This is a genomic window from Amycolatopsis sp. cmx-8-4 (genome assembly GCF_046548675.1).
Classification (GTDB): Bacteria; Actinomycetota; Actinomycetes; order Mycobacteriales; family Pseudonocardiaceae; genus Amycolatopsis.
Genome location: NZ_JAEBDZ010000007.1, coordinates 37,525 through 56,803, shown reverse-complemented (window position 1 = coordinate 56,803; position 19,279 = coordinate 37,525). Strand labels below are relative to the sequence as shown.

18 protein-coding genes are annotated in these 19,279 nt (G+C 72.2%); 8 read left to right on the top strand and 10 right to left on the bottom strand.

Annotated features, from left to right (window positions below; all coding sequences use genetic code 11):
• The 6 genes from ACLJQZ_RS16460 to ACLJQZ_RS16435 all read left to right on the top strand — a co-directional run bounded on the left by ACLJQZ_RS16460 (position 1) and on the right by ACLJQZ_RS16435 (position 6,850).
• On the top strand, positions 1 to 483 hold the full coding sequence (locus ACLJQZ_RS16460) for a nucleoside deaminase (protein ID WP_410620853.1): 483 nt from the start codon (positions 1 to 3) through the stop codon (positions 481 to 483).
• Positions 484 to 607: 124 nt separating this feature from the next.
• Positions 608 to 2,062 (top strand): NCS2 family permease, encoded by a 1,455-nt coding sequence (locus ACLJQZ_RS16455; protein ID WP_410620852.1) that lies wholly within the window; start codon positions 608 to 610, stop codon positions 2,060 to 2,062.
• 9 nt (positions 2,063 to 2,071) lie between these two features.
• Positions 2,072 to 2,449 (top strand): gamma-glutamylcyclotransferase, encoded by a 378-nt coding sequence (locus ACLJQZ_RS16450; protein WP_410620851.1) that lies wholly within the window; start codon positions 2,072 to 2,074, stop codon positions 2,447 to 2,449.
• On the top strand, positions 2,446 to 3,546 hold the full coding sequence (locus tag ACLJQZ_RS16445; RefSeq protein WP_410620850.1) for a glycerate kinase: 1,101 nt from the start codon (positions 2,446 to 2,448) through the stop codon (positions 3,544 to 3,546). Before ACLJQZ_RS16450 ends, ACLJQZ_RS16445 begins: the two co-directional genes overlap by 4 nt.
• A gap of 35 nt (positions 3,547 to 3,581) precedes the next feature.
• Positions 3,582 to 4,280, top strand: coding sequence for a TetR/AcrR family transcriptional regulator (locus ACLJQZ_RS16440; RefSeq protein WP_410620849.1), 699 nt, complete (start codon positions 3,582 to 3,584; stop codon positions 4,278 to 4,280).
• A gap of 347 nt (positions 4,281 to 4,627) precedes the next feature.
• Positions 4,628 to 6,850 (top strand): glycoside hydrolase family 15 protein, encoded by a 2,223-nt coding sequence (locus tag ACLJQZ_RS16435; RefSeq protein ID WP_410620848.1) that lies wholly within the window; start codon positions 4,628 to 4,630, stop codon positions 6,848 to 6,850.
• Here the strand turns inward: ACLJQZ_RS16435 and ACLJQZ_RS16430 are convergent.
• The 5 genes from ACLJQZ_RS16430 to ACLJQZ_RS16410 form a co-directional block, all read right to left on the bottom strand.
• The gene (locus ACLJQZ_RS16430) at positions 6,838 to 7,707 is read right to left on the bottom strand and encodes a hypothetical protein (RefSeq protein ID WP_410620847.1); all 870 of its coding nucleotides are present in this window, start codon (positions 7,705 to 7,707) and stop codon (positions 6,838 to 6,840) included. The two genes, ACLJQZ_RS16435 and ACLJQZ_RS16430, sit on opposite strands and share 13 nt — an antisense overlap.
• Complete coding sequence (locus ACLJQZ_RS16425; RefSeq protein WP_410620846.1) at positions 7,704 to 8,999, bottom strand: hypothetical protein; 1,296 nt, start codon at positions 8,997 to 8,999, stop codon at positions 7,704 to 7,706. Before ACLJQZ_RS16425 ends, ACLJQZ_RS16430 begins: the two co-directional genes overlap by 4 nt.
• A 37-nt stretch (positions 9,000 to 9,036) precedes the next feature.
• Positions 9,037 to 9,339 (bottom strand): DUF6403 family protein, encoded by a 303-nt coding sequence (locus tag ACLJQZ_RS16420; RefSeq protein ID WP_410620845.1) that lies wholly within the window; start codon positions 9,337 to 9,339, stop codon positions 9,037 to 9,039.
• 124 nt (positions 9,340 to 9,463) lie between these two features.
• Positions 9,464 to 10,333, bottom strand: a complete 870-nt coding sequence (locus ACLJQZ_RS16415; RefSeq protein WP_410620844.1) for a hypothetical protein — start codon at positions 10,331 to 10,333, stop codon at positions 9,464 to 9,466.
• Complete coding sequence (locus ACLJQZ_RS16410) at positions 10,330 to 11,331, bottom strand: SPFH domain-containing protein (protein ID WP_410620843.1); 1,002 nt, start codon at positions 11,329 to 11,331, stop codon at positions 10,330 to 10,332. Before ACLJQZ_RS16410 ends, ACLJQZ_RS16415 begins: the two co-directional genes overlap by 4 nt.
• Positions 11,332 to 11,416: 85 nt before the next feature.
• On the opposite strand from ACLJQZ_RS16410, the gene ACLJQZ_RS16405 reads away from it, so the two are divergent.
• On the top strand, positions 11,417 to 12,094 hold the full coding sequence (locus ACLJQZ_RS16405) for an NUDIX hydrolase (protein WP_410620842.1): 678 nt from the start codon (positions 11,417 to 11,419) through the stop codon (positions 12,092 to 12,094).
• A 20-nt stretch (positions 12,095 to 12,114) separates the two neighbouring features.
• Here the strand turns inward: ACLJQZ_RS16405 and ACLJQZ_RS16400 are convergent, their stop codons facing one another.
• Positions 12,115 to 13,260: an FAD-dependent monooxygenase gene (locus ACLJQZ_RS16400; protein ID WP_410620841.1), complete on the bottom strand. Its 1,146-nt coding sequence runs from the start codon at positions 13,258 to 13,260 to the stop codon at positions 12,115 to 12,117.
• 91 nt (positions 13,261 to 13,351) lie between these two features.
• On the opposite strand from ACLJQZ_RS16400, the gene ACLJQZ_RS16395 reads away from it, so the two are divergent.
• Entirely contained in the window at positions 13,352 to 14,041 is a 690-nt protein-coding gene (locus ACLJQZ_RS16395) for a TetR family transcriptional regulator (protein ID WP_410620840.1), read from the top strand.
• 18 nt (positions 14,042 to 14,059) lie between these two features.
• Here the strand turns inward: ACLJQZ_RS16395 and ACLJQZ_RS16390 are convergent, their stop codons facing one another.
• The 4 genes from ACLJQZ_RS16390 to ACLJQZ_RS16375 all read right to left on the bottom strand — a co-directional run bounded on the left by ACLJQZ_RS16390 (position 14,060) and on the right by ACLJQZ_RS16375 (position 19,189).
• Positions 14,060 to 14,680 carry a hypothetical protein gene (locus ACLJQZ_RS16390; protein ID WP_410620839.1) on the bottom strand — a complete coding sequence of 207 codons (621 nt, stop codon included), beginning with the start codon at positions 14,678 to 14,680 and terminating at the stop codon, positions 14,060 to 14,062.
• 61 nt (positions 14,681 to 14,741) lie between these two features.
• Entirely contained in the window at positions 14,742 to 16,904 is a 2,163-nt protein-coding gene (locus ACLJQZ_RS16385; RefSeq protein WP_410620838.1) for a glycoside hydrolase family 2 TIM barrel-domain containing protein, read from the bottom strand.
• A gap of 114 nt (positions 16,905 to 17,018) precedes the next feature.
• A complete protein-coding gene (locus ACLJQZ_RS16380; protein WP_410620837.1) occupies positions 17,019 to 17,555 on the bottom strand; it encodes a sugar-binding domain-containing protein in 537 nt (178 codons plus the stop codon).
• A 242-nt stretch (positions 17,556 to 17,797) separates the two neighbouring features.
• A complete protein-coding gene (locus ACLJQZ_RS16375) occupies positions 17,798 to 19,189 on the bottom strand; it encodes an amino acid permease (RefSeq protein WP_410620836.1) in 1,392 nt (463 codons plus the stop codon).
• Positions 19,190 to 19,279: the final 90 nt, after the last annotated feature.

Genomic DNA, 19,279 nt, shown 5'->3' with positions numbered 1-19,279 from the left:
ATGACCACGTCGATTTCCGCCGAGCAGGAGTGGCTGGCGGAAGCCATCCGCATCGCGGAGACCAACGTCGCGAACGGCGGCGGCCCGTTCGGCGCGCTGATCGTGCGGGACGGCGAGATCGTCTCGACCGGCGTCAACCGCGTCACCGCGAACCTCGATCCGACCGCGCACGCCGAGGTCGTCGCCATCCGCGCGGCCTGCCAGGCCCTGGGCACGTTCACGCTCGACGGCTGTGTGCTCGTCTCCAGCTGCGAGCCGTGCCCGATGTGCCTGTCCTCGGCGCTGTGGGCGCGCGTCGACAAGGTCCTCTACGCCGCCGACCGCGACGACGCGGCCCGGGCCGGCTTCGACGACCGCGTGTTCTACGAGCTGTTCGACCGTCCCCGGGAGACCTGGACGGTCCCCGTCACCCGGCTGTCCGCAACGGACGGCTTCGCGCCTTTCGCGGCCTGGCTCGACAAGAGCGACCGCACGGACTACTGACCCGCCGCTTACTGACCCACAAGGCCAGCTGACCGGAGCATTCCCGAAGAGAACGTCCCGCTCGCCCAGGCACGGTGTGGTGCCTTGGCCTGGCCGAGCACACCCACCGGCAAGGGCAGGACGCATGACCCAGGCAGAAACCCAGGACCCCGTACTCGACGAAGTACCCGAACCGCCGCCCGGCCGCAGGACGCTGCTGGACCGGCTGTTCGAGATCCGCGCCCGGCAGACGACGATCGGCCGCGAAGTCCGCGGCGGTCTCACGACGTTCGTCGCGATGGCGTACATCGTGCTGCTCAACCCGCTCATCCTCGGCGCCGCCACCGACATCACCGGCGCCCGGCTGTCGGCCGCGCAGGTCACGACGGCGACCGCGCTGGCCGCCGCCGTGATGACCATCCTCATGGGTCTCGTCGGCAACGCGCCCCTCGCGCTGGCCGCCGGCCTCGGCATCAACGGCATCGTCGCGTTCCAGATGGCGCCGACGATGACCTGGCCCCAGGCGTTCGGGCTGGTCGTGCTCGAGGGCGTCTGCATCGTGCTGATGGCCGTCAGCGGCGTCCGCGAGCGGATCATGAACGCCATCCCCCGGCCGCTCAAGACCGCGATCACCGTCGGCATCGGGCTCTACATCGCCCTGGTCGGCCTGGTCAGCGCCGGGTTCGTGACCCGGGTGCCGGACGCGGCGGAGACCACCGTCCCGGTGCGCCTCGGGGCGAGCGGGCACCTGCACGGCTGGCCGATCGTGGTGTTCTGCTTCGGCCTGCTGCTGATGATCGTGCTGATGGCCCGCAAGGTCCCGGGCGCGGTGCTGATCAGCATCGGCGTGGCGACGGTGTTCGCCGTCGTGCTGCACGAGGGGTTCGGCGTCGGCGGCTGGGGCCTTACCGCCCCGGCGTTGCCCGACCACGTCGTCGCGGCGCCGGACTTCGGGTTGTTCGGCCACATCGACCTGTTCGGCGGGTTCGCCTCGGCGGGTGCGCTCGCGGCCACGGTCTTCCTGTTCACGCTGGTGCTGTCCGGGTTCTTCGACGCGATGGGCACGATCACCAGCGTCTCCGACGAGGCCGGGCTGTCGAAGAACGGCAAGGTGCCGCGGATGGGCCGGATCCTGCTGGTCGACGGCGCGGGCGCGATCGCCGGCGGCGTCACCGGCTCGTCGCCGAACACCGTGTTCCTGGAGTCCGCGGCCGGTGTCGGGGAGGGCGCCCGGACGGGCCTCGCCAGCGTCGTCACCGGGCTGCTGTTCGCCGGGACGCTGCTGTTCACGCCGCTGGCGGGAGTCGTCCCGGCCCAGGCCGCGGCGCCCGCGCTGGTCGTCATCGGCGGCATGATGGTCGCCCAGTGCCGCAACATCCCGTGGCACGACCCGGACTACACCATCCCGGTGTTCTTGACCGCGGCCCTGATCCCGTTCACCTACTCGATCACCAACGGCGTCGGCGCGGGCCTGATCGCGTTCGTGCTGATCAAGATCGGCCGTGGCAAGTGGCGTGAGGCCGGCTGGCTGCTTTCGCTGCTGGCCATGGTGTTCGCGGTGTACTTCGCCGTCGACGGCGTCGAAGCCCTCTTCCGTTAGGAGTTCCCGGTGGCCTTGATGTTCTTCAACGGCGGCGCCATGCGTGGCGAGCCACTGCACCACCTGCTCGACGGATCGCCCTTCGTGACGAGCGCCAAGACCGCGCCGAAGTACCGGTTCTACGCCGTCGGCGAGCAGTGCCCGGCGCTGTACCCGGTGTCGCACGGCGGCGCGGAGGTGACCGGCGAGGTGTACGACGTCTCACTGGACGCGTTGCGGGACAAGGTACTCCCGTCCGAACCGCACGAGCTGGAACTGGGTGTGGTGGAGCTGGCCGACGGCAGCTCGGCGTTCGCGATGCTGCTGCGGCGGCCCTACACCTCGCACGTCGCCCTGCGCGACATCACCGAGGTCGGCGACTGGCGGGCGTACAAGGCGAGCGCGTGAGGGTCCTGGTCGCGCCCGACAAGTTCAAGGGGTCGCTGACCGCGGCCGAGGTGGCGTCGGCGGTGGCCCAGGGCCTCGCCGACGTCCACCCGGCCCTCGCGGTGCGGTGCCTCCCGGTGGCGGACGGCGGTGACGGCACGGTCGACGCGGCCGTCGCCGCCGGCTTCCGCCGGGTGCGGGTGCCGGCGCGCGGGCCGACCGGGTGGCCGCTGACCGCCTGTTACGCGGTGCGCGGCGACACCGCCGTCGTCGAACTGGCCGAGGCGTCCGGGCTGCACCGCCTGCCCGGCGCGCCCGCGCCGCTCGAGGCCACCAGCGCGGGCACCGGCGACGTCATCGCGGCCGCCCTGCGCGCGGGGTGCCGCCGGATCGTGCTCGGCGTCGGCGGCAGCGCCTGCACCGACGGCGGCGCCGGGATGCTGGCGGTCCTGGGCGCCCGGCTCCTGGACGGCGCGGGTCGCGAGCTGCCGCCCGGCGGGGCGGCCCTGAGCCGGCTCGCCGAGCTCGACCTGTCCGGTCTGGACCCGCGGTTGTCCGAAGTGGACATCGAGCTGGCGAGCGACGTCGACAACCCGCTGTTCGGCCTCAACGGTGCCGCTGTGGTCTACGGGCCGCAGAAAGGGGCGTCGCCCGACGACGTCGAGGTGCTCGACGAGGCGCTGCGGCACTGGGCGTCCCACGCCGGCCCGGAGTTCGCGGACCGGCCGGGCGCGGGTGCGGCCGGGGGAGTGGGGTTCGCCGCGATGGCGGTGCTCGGCGCCCGGATGCGCCCGGGCATCGGGCTGCTGCTGGAGTTGCTCGGCTTCGACGACGCCCTCGCCGGCGCGTCGCTGGTCGTCACCGGCGAGGGATCGCTGGACCGGCAGACGCTGTCCGGCAAGGCCCCGGCCGGCGTCGCCCGGGCCGCGGCGGACAAGGGCATCCCGTGCGTCGCCGTCGCCGGGCGTTGTCGACTGTCCACTGAGGAGCTTTCGGGCGCGGGCCTTTCGGCCGCTTACGCCCTGACGGACCTCGAACCCGACCCGGCCCGCTGCATGGCCGATGCCTTCGCGTTGCTGCGCCGCGTGGCCCACCGGGTCGCGGTGGACCGGCTCTGAACAGCCGTTACGCCGGTTTTGTTATCATCGGAACCATGGCGACGAAGACGGCGACGGACACCCGCGAGCGGATCCTCGAGGCAGCGGCGGCCCTGCTGGTCGCCGAGGGCCGCGACGGTTTGTCGACCAGAGCGGTGAGCGCCGCGGCGGGCGTCCAGCCACCGGCGCTGTACCGGCTGTTCGGTGACAAGGACGGCCTGCTGGACGCGGTCGCGGCGTACGGCTTCGGCGAGTACCTGACGAGCAAGCGCGAGCTGGGCTCGACCGGCGACGCCGTCGAGGACCTCCGGCGCGGCTGGGACCTCCACATCGAGTTCGGCTTGTACCGACCGGAGTTCTACGTCCTGATGTACGGCGACGCCCGCCCGGGCCGCACCTCCCCGGCGGCGCGCGAGGCTGAAGCGATGCTGCACGGCATCGTCACGCGAGTCGCCGAAGCGGGCCGGCTGCGGGTGAGCGTCGAGCGCGCGGCGCGGCTAGTCCACGCGACCGGCATGGGCGTGGTGCTGAACCAGATCGCGACGCCTCTCGACGACCGCGACCCCGACCTGTCGGCGACGGCCCGCGAGACGGTCCTGGCCCGGATCCTGACCGAGGAGTCGACGCCGTCGGGCGCGGACGACCTCCCGGGCCGGGCGATCGCGCTGCGCGCGGGGCTGGCCGGGACGACGGCGTTGACCGACGCCGAGCGGGTCCTGCTGTCCGAGTGGCTGGCCCGCATCGCCGACGCCTGACCGCCACCCGCCCCGGCCAACACGCCACCCGGAGCAGCCAACACGCTGACCCCACCGGCCAACACGCTGCCCGCAACGGCCAACACGCTGACCGGAGTGGCCAACACGCCGGCGGTGGTGTTCCGGTGTCGGCCGGGGGCGGCGTGTTGGCCACTCCCGTTGTCGTGTTGGCCGTTCCGGGTGGTGTGTTGGCCACTCCGGAGGGCGTGGCGAACGCTGGAACCGGCTCGGTGGCTGTGGTGCAGGGCTGGATCGGTTCAGAACTATCGGACATTGCCTGTCATCGCTCCGTGGCGCAATATGTTGCGGTCCGCAACATATTGCGACAACGACGTCGGAGGGTCCCGATGATCAGCTGGAAAGCGGTCCTGGCCTGCGCCGGAGTGAGCGTTCTGCTCGCCGGCGCACTGCCCGGCACGGCGCTGGCGAGCGGCACGGCGACGGACTGCTGCGGCGGTGGTGCGTCCTGGGCCACGGGCAACAAATCCGCCCTCGGCACCTCGGCGACCAGTGCGAGCCCGGTGTGGTTCACCGTCGCCAACGGCGTGACCTCGGAGGTGTTCTACCCGCGCGCCGACGTCCCCAACATGCAGGATCGCCAGTTCGTGATCACCGACGGTTCGACATTCGTCGACCTGGAACGCGACAACACCAACCACGTCGTCACCATGCCGGACGAGAAGGCGCTGCAGTACACCGTCACCAACACCGCCAAGAGCGGGAAGTACCGGATCGCCACCGACTACGTCACCGACCCGGCCCGCGCCACGCTCGTCACCAACACGCGGTTCCAGTCCCTCGACGGCGGCAGCTACCGGCTCTACCTCCTGGCCAACCCGTCGATGGCCGGCGGCGGCGCCAACGACAACGCCTGGTGGGACGGCAGCGGCCTCCTCGCCAGCGGCACCGAGACGCTCTTCGGCGGCGCGGCCACCACCGTCGTCTCCGCACTGCGCGTCTCGACCGGCTTCACCGCGCACGACAACGGCTACACCGGCGCCGGCAGCGACTGCCTGACCGACTTACGCGCCGACAAGACTCTGAACAACCAGTTCGACAACATCTCCGGCAATGGCAACGTCGTCCAATGTGGACAGATCCCGGTCGGCGCGGATACCACGTTCACCGTCGCGCTCGGCTACGGCGGCACCGCGGCCGCGGCGACGTCGGCCGCGAGCGGGTCGCTGAGCAGCGGGTTCGCCGCCACCTCAAGCGCCTATCGCAGCGGCTGGAACTCCTACGTGGCCAGCCTGAAACCCGCCCCCGCCAGCGTTTCCGGGGACACGCAACGCCGTCGCGCGTATTACGTCGCGGCGATGGCGCTCAAGACCGCCGAGGACAAGCAGCACCCGGGCGCGAGCGTCGCGGGCCTCGCGACGCCGTGGGGCGACTACACCAACGGCGACCAGCTCAACGACGGCTACCACCGCGTCTGGGGCCGTGACCTCTACCAGCAGGCGACCGGCCTGCTCGCCGCCGGCGACGCCGCGCAGGCCAAGCGGATGGCCCAGTTCCTCTGGAACTCCCAGTGGATCGGCAGCCCGACCGCGGGCGACGGCGTGACGTACCCGGCCGGCTCGTTCCCGCGCTACAGCCCGGTTTCCGGCGTGGCCGGCGCCAGTGCGCAGCAGCTCGGCTGCTGCGAGCAGCTCGACCAGGACGCCGACGCGATCCTGCTGGCCTGGCTGACCGGCGTCACCGACGCCTCGACCTACGCCAAGGTCAAGACGACGGCCGGCCACATCGTCGCGACCGGCCCGGACACCACCGAGCGGTGGGAGGAGCAGTACGGCAAGTCGCCGTCGTCGATCGCGGCCGAGATCGCCGGGCTCGTCGCGGCGGGCGCGATCGCGCGGGCCAACGGCGACACCGCGAGCGCGACGTCGTGGGAGTCCACAGCGGACTCCTGGCGCAACTCCCTGGCGGGCTGGACGGTCACGACGTCCGGTTACTGGGGCGGCCACACCTACTACGAACGCCTCGACCGCAGCGGCAACCCGAACGACACCGGCACGATCTGTTTCGACGAAGGCTGCTTCTACGAGCACGACGTCACGGACTTCGGGTTCCTCGACCTGGTCCGCCTCGGCATCCGCTCGGCGAACGACACCACGATCGCGAACTCGGTCGCCCCGACCGCCGCCGCGTCCGACGGCAACTCGACGGTGCAGGTGACGCTGCCCAACGGCGACGTCTACTTCCACCGGTACGCCCACGACAACTACGGCGAGAGCACCGCGAACTGCAGTGGCTGGCCCGCGGGCGGCGCGCAGCGGTTCGGGCGGCTGTGGCCGGTGCTTTCGGGGGAGCGCGGCCAGTACGAGCTGGCCAACGGCCGCTCGGCGGCGGTGTACCTCAAGTCGATGGCGGACTCGGCCAACGACGGCTACTTCGTCCCCGAGCAGGTCTGGGACCGCGCCGACGTCGGCTGCTTCGGCCTCGGCCGCCCGACCGGCAGCGCGGGCCCGCTGATGTGGGCCGAGGGCCAGTACCTCCGGCTCGCGCAGAACATGGACGCGGGCCACAACCTCGACACGCCGTCGATCGTCAAGGCCCGTTACGGCACCTGAGCGGCCAGCTTCCGGGCCCGGGTCAGCAGCTTCTCGACCCGGGCCCGCAGCTCGGGCGTCTCTCGACCGAGGTCCGGCAGCAGATTCGTGTAGTCCGACACAAGACTCCGGTAGCCGCGGACGAACTTGCTCTTGGCCTTCTCCCGCGCGTACCGCTTGTCCAGGTCGATGATCTCCTGGGCCAAGACCGCGGCCGCGGCCGACAGTTCCGTCCGGGCGTCCGCTTCGGCGTCACGGCGTTCCTGGCGGGCCAGCGCCGTGCGGGCGGCCCGGCGAGCGGCCAGGTACAGCGCGGCCGCACCCAGGAGGACGGCCGCGATCGCGGCCACCGCGACGAGGTAGCGCGGCAGGGACGGGCTGACCGTGCGGCCGCCGTCGGGGATCGCGCCGGAGCGGACCAGCAGGTCGTAGTTGACGACCGCCACCTTCAGCGCGTCGACCGGGTTGTTCGTGAACGCGTCGATGCCGTTGCCGATCATCGACTCCGCGACGAACGCCTTGCCGAAGTTCTCGTCGTCCTTGTCCGGCAGCTGGGAGCAGCCGTACTTCTCGAAGTCGTCGCCGTCGCGGCTGAGCATCAGGGCGAGGGTGCCGTCGGCCGCGCCGGACACGCTGTCGCACGCGTCGCTCAGGTCGGTGCCCGGCTCGAGGAACGCGACGGTCAGCCGCCGGTTGCCGATCACGCGTTCCGCGGCGGCCTGGTCGATCGCGACGCCGGGCGCGGCGTACACCGACGACGTCCGCAGCTGCCGGGCGATCGGGCCATCGAACACGCCAGCGGACCACACCGCCCAGCCCGCCAGCACCAGGCAGCCGAGCACCGCGACACCGAACGCGCTGCGGAAGAACCGTTTCACGCGAGCCTCCCCTGCAGGAACGCGGCCGGCCGGTAGTCCGCGCGGCCCAGCAGGTCGGCGGTCGTGTCCAAATCGGACTCGGCCGCGTCGAGCAGACCGTGCACGTGCTTGTCCGGCAGCTTCTGGTCGAACGCTTCGCGAGCCGCCGTCAGCTGGGTGATCCCGCGGGTGAGCGACGCGTCCGACGCGCCGTCCGTGAGGCTCGAGATCTCCACGGCGAGTGCGGTCAGACCGGCCAGCCGCGCCGGGACGCCGACCCCGGTGCCGGGCCGGCCGGGCCGCAGCACCTTGCGCGCCGACAGGGCGAGGAACCCGACCGCGCAGGCGGCGAAGAGCCACGGCAGCGCGGGCAGCGCGACGCGGACGGGGTCGAACGGCACGTAGGGCAGCGGACGGTCGAACAGCCCGGCGTAGCGGATGGCCGTGACGCGGTCGAGCCAGGCGCCCAGGACGTTGCGCTGCGGGTAGGCGTACTCGCTGAGCCGGTCGCCGAACTGGCCGTAGAAACTGGCGGTGGCGACGTCGGCGAACGCGGCGGCCGACGGCCCGTCGTACTCCACCCACGAGCCGTACATCGCCACGATCGGGCGACCGGGGAACTCCTTGGCCAGCGCCGGGCCGTAGTGGATCAGCGGCTGACCGGCCGGCTGCTGCGGCAGGGCGACGTACAGCGGCTGGGCGCCGGGGAACGCCGCCGTCGACGCGGGGACGTCCTTCATCGTCGCTCCCAGCGCGATGAACCGGCCGGTGCTCTCGAGCGCCGCGGTGGCCGCGGTCAGTTCGCCGGCGGTCGGGTCGCGCCGGGCGAGTGCGGGCTGGTCCGGCGCGTCCGGCTGGTGGTTGAGGTGGGCGATCAGGGTGGTCAGCGACTCGGTGACGTCGCCGGTGGCGAACTGCCGGATCCACTCGCCCGCGCGGTCGGCCGAGGCCTGCAGGACACCGCCGCTGACCTCGGTCCCGATGACGCGGACGGTCGCGTCGTCGACGTCCCGCAGCCGGGTGCTGTCGTCCTTCTTGAGCCCGGGCGGCGCGACGAGGATCCGGGCCCCGGCGCTGCCGGCGGCGGCCTTGACGGCCTGGTCGTCCCAGGACGCGATCGAGCCGGGCAGCCGCACGACGGGGGCGGCCTTCACCATCGCCGTCAGCTGCTCGGTGGACGGGACGGTCGCGCCGCTCAGCTCGCCGGCCGAACCCTCCGGGATCGGGTCGGCGCCGGCGGGGGCCTGGCCGTAGCTGACCTGGGTGCTCTGCTTCTGCACCAGGAGGAACGCCACCAGCACGACTACGGCCACGGCGAGCAGGATCCACCGCAGCCGGTCCGGCCACCGCCTAGTCACGGGCGGCCCGCCAGAGTTCGTCGGCACGCACGGCGTGGTCGTGGGCCGACTCGGCCGCCCGCGGCCCGCCGTGCGCGGCGGCGAGGGTCTCGGCGCGGGCGAGGAGCTGCTCGGCTTCCGGCTGGGACGTCGTCGCGGCGTCGCGGCTCACGGCGGCGCTGTCGATCGCGGCCCGCGCGGCCGACCAGGCGGTCCGCCGGCGCAGGTCCCGGTCCCGCAGCCGCGGCACGGCGACCACCCCGGCCCCGGCGACGACGACCAGCGCCGCGGCGACCACCCACACCACCCACGTCATCCCGGTCCACCTCCGCTAGTCGGGGAGGAGATCATTCTGGCCGTCTCGCCCCATGAATGTGACAACGTTGCCACATCGTGTCCCAGCCGGACCGGCACGCCCCCTCGGTGTGCCGGTCCGGCCGTCACCGGACCAAGTGGACGGTCTTCGCGGCCGGGACGAACCTCGCGCTCTGGCCGCGAGTCAGGGTGACGCTGTCCGTCTCGAGGCCGTCGCCGAACGCGACCAGGCGGTCCGACTCGACCTCCACCGTCAGCGGGGCCGACGTCAGCTCGCCTTCCGTGTGCGCCGTCCCGGTCCACGGCGACGGCCACGCCTCCCGCACGAACCAGACCAGCCGCGCCTCGCCGGGCGCGGGCAGGCGCAGCGGGCTGCGACGTTCCTGCCACACCGAGCCGCACCAGCCCGTCGCGCCGGTGCCCGTCCCGACCAGGACCCCCGACGACGCCTGGCGTTCCGCCGGCCCGCCACCGACCCCCAGCCGGTAGCGGGCCGTCTGGTGCCCGGCGTGGCCGAGGTAGATCTCGTTGAGCGCCAGCAGCCGCTGGCCGTCGTCCGCGGTGAACTCGGCCATCGTCCGGTGCTCGACGTTCCCGGTGGCGCGCACCAGGTCCGCGACCGCGGCGGCCGGGTGCCGCACCAGGACACCGGGCGCGCCCGGCGCGATCCCGACGACCGGCTGGCCGTCGAGGTACTTGGCGACGTTGGCGACCAGCCCGTCCTGGCCGACCACGACGACGACGTCCTCGGGGGTGAACAGGAACCGCGAGAGGTCGCCGCGTTCGACCTCGCCGCGTCGCCAGTCCAGCGGGATCGCCGCCGACGCCGTGGCCAAAGCCGTGCGTACTGCGGCGTCCGCCTCCGTCACCTCCGCCAGGTCACGGCCGCGCGTGCGCAGGAAGAACTCGGCCTGGCCGCGGGTGCCGTGCCGGGCGAGCAGCTCGTCGAGCTCGGTGCGCCGGTGCACCAGCACCACGCGCGGGGCGAGGCTCACGACCGCACTCCCAGCTTGGTCAGCAGCGGCGTGAGCAGGTCCGGCGTGAGTACCAGGCTGTCGATCTTCGGCAGGTTTCCGGCCAGTTCCTTGAGCGCCAGTCCGGTCAGCACTCCTTCGGGCAGGTCGCGGTACGCCGCGAGCCGGGCCGCCTCGCCGGCCGCCGCGGCCTCGCCGAGCGCGCGCTGGCCGTCGGCCTTGACCTGCGTCAGCCGCTCTTCCCGCGACGCCTGCGCCTCGGTGTCGATCCGGTTCGCCTGCGCGGCCTCTTCGGCCTGACGCCGGGCGTTCGCGCCGCGCTGGGCGAGCAGCTGCTCCTCGCGGCGGGCCAGCTCGATCTGGCTCTGCAGCTCGTTCTCGCTGATCGCCCGCTCGCGTTCGACGGCCAGCGCGCGCCGCTCGAACGTCGCCCGGTCGGCCTCCTGCTGTACCTTCTCCCGCGCCGTCGTCTGCAGGGCTTTCTCGACCTCCGGCTCGGCGCGGATGGAGACGACGCGGACGTCGAGCACCGCCGAGCCGGTCTGCGAGAGCCGCGTGTCCTCGTCGGCGAGCGCGGCGCGGATCCGGTCGCGGACCGCGCCGACGCCGTCGACGAGCGCGGTGGCCAGGGGAGTGCGGGTGAGCACCTCGACCGCGTACTGCTGGACGTTCTCGGTGAGCAGCCCGCTGATCTGGGCCAGCGGGTCGCTTCTCCAGCGCCCGGTGTCGGGGTCGATCGAGAAGTCGATCCGCTGCGCGGCCAGCGCCGGGTCCACGATCCGGAAGGTCAGCGCGAGCTGCACGGTGACGTCCTGGAAGTCGGCCGTGCGGGCGTGGAACAGCAGCGGCAGCTCGCGGTCGTCGACCGGGACCTCCGAGACGACCGCCGTGAGCGGCCGGTACCAGAACGACAGCCCGAGCCCGTCGTGCGCGAGCTTGCCGCGGCGGTAGTGGCGGATGTGCACGGTCGGGGCGCCGCGCAGGTGCCGGAACCCGAACCGGCGGATGATGTCGGCCATCTGGTGCCTCCTCTTATCGTCGGCCTGACGATATGGGGTCGACGGCCTAATCGTCAAGCTGACGATTACCGGCTAGGGTGGTGGCATGGGTCACCCACCGTTCGCCGTCACCGCCGACCTCGTCGTGCTCACCCTGACCGGGGACGAGCTGTGCGCCCTCGTGGTCCGCAGGGGAGTGGAGCCGTTCCTCGGCGGCTGGGCGCTGCCCGGCGGCTTCGTCCGCGCGGACGAGGACCTCGAGGAGGCGGCCCGCCGCGAACTGGCGGAAGAGACGGGGCTGGCGCCGGGCACCGTCCACATCGAACAGCTCGCCGGCTACGGCGCCCCGGACCGCGACCCGCGGATGCGCGTCGTCACGGTGGCCTACCTGGCGCTGGCCCCGGACCTCCCGACCCCGCGCGCGGGCACCGACGCGGCGGACGCGCGCTGGGCCCCGGTCCGGTCCCTGGCGGGCGAAAGCCTGGCGTTCGACCACGACCGGATCCTCGCCGACGGCCTGGAGCGCGCCCGCGCGAAGCTGGAGTACTCACCGCTGGCGACGGCGTTCTGCCCGCCGGAGTTCACGGTCGCGGAGCTGCGCCGGGTGTACGAGCTGGTCTGGGACACCCGCCTCGACCCCCGCAACTTCCACCGCAAGGTGACGGGCGCGGACGGCCTCCTGGAGCCGACGGGCCGGACGACCACCCGCGACGGCGGCCGCCCGGCCCAGCTGTACCGGCGGGGCAAGGCGGAGCTGCTGTACCCACCGATGCTGCGCGCCTGACGCTCAGCCTTCTGGTCCGGCTACGCCGCCCGTGCGGGCACGAGCCGTCGGGCCGCGGACACCAGCGGCATCAGGCGCGTGCCGAGGTTGCGGGCCACCAAGCCTCGGCGCGTGGCCGGGATCAGCATGGCCGCGGCCGCCGAGACGTTGCGCTGCTTGGGTTCCACCAGCTTCCGGTGTTCGGCTTCGTACCGCCGGAACGCCGCCGCCGGGTCCTCGGGCGTCCGCCCCAGCTCGGTCGCCAGGGTGTACGCGCCCGCCATCGCCAGCGTCGAGCCGTCGCCGAAGAGGGAGACGCACGAGGCCGCGTCGCCCGCCAGGACGATCCGGCCCGCCGCCCAGCTGTCCATCCGGACGCGGCTCACCGAGTCGAAGTACAGGTCGTCCGCCTCGCGCACCTGCGCCAGCAGCTTGGGGACGCGCCAACCCGCGCCGGCGTACGCCTCGGCGAGCATTTCCTTGTGCAGCGCGGTGTTCCGGTAGTCGAAGCCCGGCACATCGGCGCCGCGGAACATGAACGCCGCGATCGCGTGGCCGCGCGACGGGTGGACGGCGACCGCCCGGCCCGGCGAGTTGTACATGACCAGCTCGGTGCGGTCGGCCGGCGGTTCGGCCAGCGGCAGCGTCGCGATGTAGACGCCCATGTGCTCGACGAACGCGTGCTCCGGCCCGAACGCCAGCCGGCGCACGCCCGAGTGCAGGCCGTCGGCGCCGATCACCAGGTCGAAACGCCGCGAGGCGCCCCGCTCGAAGGTGACGTCGACGCCGCCGTCGTCCTGGTGCAGCTCGGTGATCGAGTCGTGGAAGACGAACTCGGCGCGGTCCGCGGCCGTCTCGTAAAGGATGGCCGCGAGGTCCGTGCGCGACAGTTCGACGTCGTCGCCGCTGCCCAGCACGCTCGTGGCCACCCGGCCGGTGCGCCGGCCCGCGTCGTCGACGAACTTCAACGCCGTGACGTCGGTGCTCGCTTCGCGCAGCTTCCCGGTGAGGCCCATCTCGGCCGCGACGTGGGTGGCGGGGCCGCGGACATCGACCGGGCTGCCGCTCGAGCGCAACCCCTTGGCGCGTTCGACGACGGTCGGCCGGTAGCCCGCGCGGGCCAGCCAGTAGGCCAATGTCGGCCCGGCGACGCCGGCGCCGGAGATCAGTACCGTCTGCTCGTTCATGGTGGTACCCCCTGGATGATGTTCCTGACCATCGGTCAGTCTCGAAGGTACGCCACTGTCCGGCGGTCAGGCAAGCGGCTAGGCTCGGGGGATGACGGAGGCCGATACCCGCGCCCGGATCCTGCGCGCCGCGCTGGAGGAGTTCTCGGAGCGCGGCTACCACGCGACGTCGGTGCGTGAGCTGGCCGAACGCGTCGGCGTGACCAAGACCGCGGTGCTCTACCACTTCCCCGGCAAGGCCGACATCGTGACGGCGCTGGCCGAGCCGCTGCTCGACGACCTCGAGGCGACGATGGGCAAGGCCGAGGCCGCGGCCGACCCGCGCGCCGCGGCGATCGAGGGGGTCCTCGACGTGTGGCTGAGCCACCGGTACCTGCTGCGGATGAACCTGCGGGACCTCGGCCTGACGGCGTCGAAAGCGGTGTTCGAGCGCTTCCGCGACGGCATGCTGAAGGCGAACGTGCTGGTCGCGGGCCCGGACGCGGACCTGGCGGCGCGGGTCCGCGCGGCACAGGCGATCGCGATGCTCAGCGACCCGGTGGTGCTGTTCGCCGACGCCCCGATCGACGAGCTGCGAGCCGCGATCCTCGACGGCGTCGCCCGGTTGTTCGGCACGCCGGCGGCTGCCCGCGGCCGCCGGGGGAGGCCGAGCGTGATGAGCCCCGAGACGGTGGAGGCGGCCCACCGCCTCTACGACGCCGGCCACCCGGCGGCCGACATCGCGACGGCGCTGGGCGTCTCCCGCGCGACGATCTACCGGCACCTGCCGGACGCGGAATAGTGAGACGACTTATGAGACTTATTGAGACGGCGCCGTGGCCGGGTCGACCGCGACCTCGATGGCCGGCAGTGCCTTGAGCTGCTCCGCCGTCATCCGTTCCGCAGCCGTGAAGACCTTCTGCTGCTGCTCCTTGATCCGCTCGTCGACCAGCCGGCTCAGCTCGAAGGCCAGCCGTCCGGTCTGGCGGACCGTGACGTCGTCCACCAGCGGCCGGACGGCCGACGTGATGACGATGCCCGCGGCCTGACCGGACTCGGATTGTGAGACGCCGACCGAGTAGTCCTCACGCGGGTTGGTCGCGCCGTCGATCGCGAAGTCGCGGATCCGGCCGAGCAGCTCGTGCCACTCGGCGACCTCGCCCGGCACCTCGGTGGCCTTGACGTCCTCCACGGTCAGACCCATGCCGCGGTCGCCGGTGCGGAAGCAGCGCGCGTACGAGTTCAACGCGGACACCCACAGCGACTCGATCAGCACGGCGTCCAGCCGGCCCGGGGGCCGTTCCAGCTCGGCGACGAGCCGTTCGCAGCACTTGAGCGCGAACTGCAGGTCGTCGAAGATCCCGACGAGGTCGGCCAGGCCCAGGGCGCCGGGCGTCGCCAGCAACCGGGCGCGTGAAGGGGCGGTCGTGGGCTGGGTCATCCGGGCACGCTCCTGACGGTCTGAGCCTCCACCACACCGCATCCGGCGCGCCCCGGCGGTCTCAATTTGCGACACCGAACCCCAGCGTGAACTCCGTCTTCCGCACCTGAAGCCGGTACCGCGGCAGCACCCCCGGCCCACAGGACGCCGAGCCCAGGCCGTGCTGGGCGACGTCCAGGGTGAGGTGCACCAGGTCGCCGGCCACCAGATCGGACGTGTGCCGCGCGGCTTCGAGTGCGGCCGACGTCCAGCGGCGGGCCGTGAAGTCGAACGCCGGATCGCCGTCGACGCGGATTCCGGTGCCCTCCGCGTCGGTCAGCCGCAGCCAGCGGACGTCGACGCGATTGCCGTTCTCCTGCGGGAAGACGTACGGCGTCTGCAGGTCGTCGACGCCGCGGGAGAACCGCCCGATCCGCGCCGCCTGGCGGCTGTCCGGGTACGCCTCGCCGGGTCCGCCGCCGAACCACTCGGCCGAGCCGAACGCGCCCGGGACGGCCATGGTCAGGCCGAGCCGGGGGAGCGTGCCCGCCGGACCGTCGGGCGTGATCTCGACGCGCAGCCGCAACCGATCGCCGAGCGCCGTCCACGTGTAGTCCGTGAGCAGCCCGGACGCCTGCGCCGGCGGCGCCACCCGGGTCCGCACGACCAGGTCGTCGCCGTCGGCGTCGACGGCGATCACCCGGTGCTGCAGCCGGTGCAGCCCCGCCTCCCGCCACTCCGAAGCCGACTCGGCGCGGTCGTTGTCCGTGGTCGCCCGCCAGACGTCCAACCGCGGCCCCTGCACCGGATGGCCGCCCAGCGCGATCAGCCGGCCGGTCACCGGGTCGAACTCGCCGACGCCCAGCCGCAGCCGCCCGCCGGTGCGGAACACCGGGCCGCGACCCGCCGGCCACACCACGGCGGGCGCGGGCGACACCGGCAGCTGACCCCAGCCGACGACGTGCCCGGCCGGAGCCCACGAAGCACCTGACGTCAGCGCCGCCGAAACCGTCAGCCAGGATTCACCGCCGGTCGCGGGCAGCCGGGGGAAGGGAACCAGCACATCTTGTCCGGATTGGATGGTCGGAACGTCGAGAATGCCTTCCGTGACCGGGACTCCCTCGGACTCCAAGACCCAGGTGAACGTGAGGTGCGCGGTGCTCACGAAGTCATAGTGGTTCGACACCCGGATCCCGCCGGGAGCGGTCTCGATCCGGACCGGCTCGATGATCTTGGCGAACTCCGCGAGCCCCGGCGACGGCGTCCGGTCCGGGAAGACGAGCCCGTCGACGACGAAGTTGCCGTCGTGGATCGCTTCGCCGAAATCGCCGCCGTAGGCGAAGTGGTCACCGGCGAGCAAGCCGTGGTCGAGCCACTCCCAGACGAACCCGCCCTGACAGTTCGGGTACCGCTCGAACAGCTCCCGGTACTCCAGCAGCCCGCCCGGGCCGTTGCCCATCGCGTGCCCGTATTCGCAGAGCAGGAACGGCAGGTCACGCCGCCGCTCGTTCGAGTCTTCGCGAAGCCCGATCGACTCTACTTCGGCGTGGGTCGCGTACATCCGGCTGTGGACGTCCACATAGGAGCATGCGTGGTCGCCCTCGTAGTGCACCGGCCGGGTCGGGTCGCGGTGGCGCGTCCACTCGGCCATCCGCTCGAGGTTCGGCCCGGTGTGGCTCTCGTTGCCGAGCGACCAGGGGATCACGCTCGGCCGGTTCTTGTCCCGCTCGACCGTGCGCCGCATCCGGTCGAGGTAGGCGTCTTCCCACGCCGGGTCGGCGCTCGGGTTGCGATCCCACTCCAGCGGCCCGAAGCCGTGCGTCTCCAGGTCGCACTCGTCGATCACCCAGAGGCCGTACTCGTCGCACAGCTCGAGGAACGCCGGATCCGGCGGATAGTGGCTGGTCCGGACGGCGTTGATGTTGTGCCGTTTCATGAGCAGGACGTCGGCCAGCGCGACGTCGCGGGGCACGGCCCGGCCGGTGCGCGGGTGGTGCTCGTGCCGGTTCACGCCGCGCAGCAGCAGCCGGCGGCCGTTGACCTTCAGCCGGCCGTCGTCGATCGCCACGGTCCGGAACCCGATCCGCACCGGCACCCGCTCGGCCACCGTCGACAGCGAGCCGTCGTACAGCCGCGGCGACTCCGCGCTCCACGGCTCGACCGGCAGCTCCAGCGGTAACCCGGCCGGGTGAGCCGACACCCCCAACTCGGGGATAGCGAGCAGCGCGTCGGCCTCGGTCTCCACACGGACCGTGCCGAGGCCGGTCGTGTGGTCGTAGTCCGCGCGGAGCCAGTAGTCGCCGATCCCGCCGACGGGCCGCGCGAGCAGCGTGACGTCGCGGAAGATCCCGGACAGCCACTACATGTCCTGGTCTTCGAGGTAACTGCCGGCCGACCACTGGTGCACGCGCACGGCCAGGACGTTGTCCCGCGGCCGCAGCAGCGGCCCGACCTCGAACTCCGCGGGCAGCCGGCTGCCCTTCGTGACGCCGAGCTCGACGCCGTTGAGCCAGATCCGTGCGCACGAGTCGATCCCGTCGAAACGCAGCACCGCGGGCCCGGCGGGCCACGACGCGGACAGGTCGAACCGCCGACGGTGGTCGCCGGTCTGGTTGTCCGACGGCACGTGCGGCGGGTCGACCGGGAACGGGTACCGCACGTTCGTGTAGGCGGGCTTGCCGTACCCGTGCAGCTGCCACATCGACGGCACCGGCAGCTCGTCCCACGCCGAGTCGTCGAAGTCGTCACGCTCGACGCCGGCCGGCGCGGCGGCGACGGCGGAGAAGAGCCGGAACCGCCAGGTGCCGCTCAGCGACAGCGCCGGGGCGTCGGAGGTGAAGGCCGCGCGCGGCGGCACCGAGCCGTGGCCGGGGGCCGGGTCTTCGAGGTACGACATGACGTCCTTTCAGCCCTTCATGGCGCCGGCCGTGCGGGCGACGTCGTGGATCCCCACCCGCCGACGACCGAGTATGCCGCCCTCGGCCGGACCGGGCGTGATCGAAGCGCCAACTCGCGTGATTGAGGCGCCAACTCGCGTGATTGAAGGGTCGACACGGCTTCGCGCGCCGTGTCGACCCGCCAAACACGCGTGTCGACCTCCTGATCACGCGTGTCGACCCTTCCGTCACCGCCCGGCCGCTATTCGGCCGGGACGCGTTCGCGGCGCTTCGAGATGACCCGCCAGCCGACCGCGAGCACGATGGCCAGCACCGGGATCGAGTAGAACGCGATCTTCTCGGCGCCGTCGGAGAAGCCCATCAGCACCACCACCAGGGCGAGGAACGCCAGCGTTGCCCAGCCGGAATACGGCGCCCACGGCATCCGGTACGACGGTCGTTCCAGCTCGCCGCGCAGCGCCGCCTGGCGCAGCCGCATCTGGCAGAAGATCAGTGTCGCCCACGTCGTGATCACGCCCAGGGACGCGATCGCGATGGCGATGTCGAACGCCTCCTTCGGCACCAGGTAGTTCAGCACCACGCCGAGCAGGTAGGCGATCGAGGTGAACATGATGCCGCCGTAGGGGACCTGCCGCCGGTTCATCCGGCCGACGAACGCCGGCGCCTCGCCCTTGTCGGCCAGCGAGCGCAGGATCCGGCCGGTGGAGTAGAGCCCGGAGTTGACGCTCGAGAGCGCCGCGGTCAGCACGACGGCGTTCATCACGTCGCCGATGCCCGGGATGCCGAGGCGGCTGAACACCGTGACGAACGGGCTCTCGTCGCCGTTGTAGAACGGCCAGGGCAGCAGCATCGCCAGCATCAGCACCGAACCGACGTAGAACACGCCGATCCGCCAGACCACGCCGTTGATCGCCTTCGGCAGGACCTGGCGCGGATTCTTCGTTTCGCCGGCCGCGATGCCGACGACCTCGATGGCCGAGTAGGCGAAGATGACCGCCTGCAGCGTCATCAGGGCGACGCCGACGCCGGCCGGGAAGAACCCGCTGTGGTCGGTCAGGTTGTGCACGCCGGCCGGGGTACCGCCGATGTCGGCGCTGGTGAACACCAGCCCGAGCGCGGTGATCAGGAAGACGACGATGGCCAGCACCTTGACCACCGAGAACCAGAACTCCAGCTCACCGAACAGCTTCACCGAGACCAGGTTCACGGCCAGCAGGACGCCGAGGGCGACCAGGGCGGTGATCCACTGGGGCACATCCGGCAGCCACTTGTGGACGTAGATCGCGACCGCGGTGATCTCCGCGATCCCGGTCATCGCCCAGTTCACCCAGTACATCCAGCCGGAGGCGAAGCCGGCCCACGGCCCGATGAACTTCCGGGCGTAGGTGACGAAACTGCCCGAACTCGGCTCGTGCAGCACGAGCTCGCCGAGCGCGCGCATCACGAAGTAGGCGGCCACCCCGCAGATCGCGTAGGAGAAGATCAGCGACGGGCCGACCTGGTGGAGCTTGCCGCCGGCGCCGAGGAAGAGCCCGACACCGATCGCGCCGCCGATGGCGATCATCTGCACTTGGCGGTTGCCGAGCGCTTTCGAGTAGCTTTCACCTTTTTCGGTGACCAGCGAGGAATCCATGGTTGCCAGACGCTAGAGGCGTTAGCCGCAAGTGACCAAGCACACTAAGGAAGACTTAAGGTGTGCGAGAGATCACCTCGATGGTTCCCG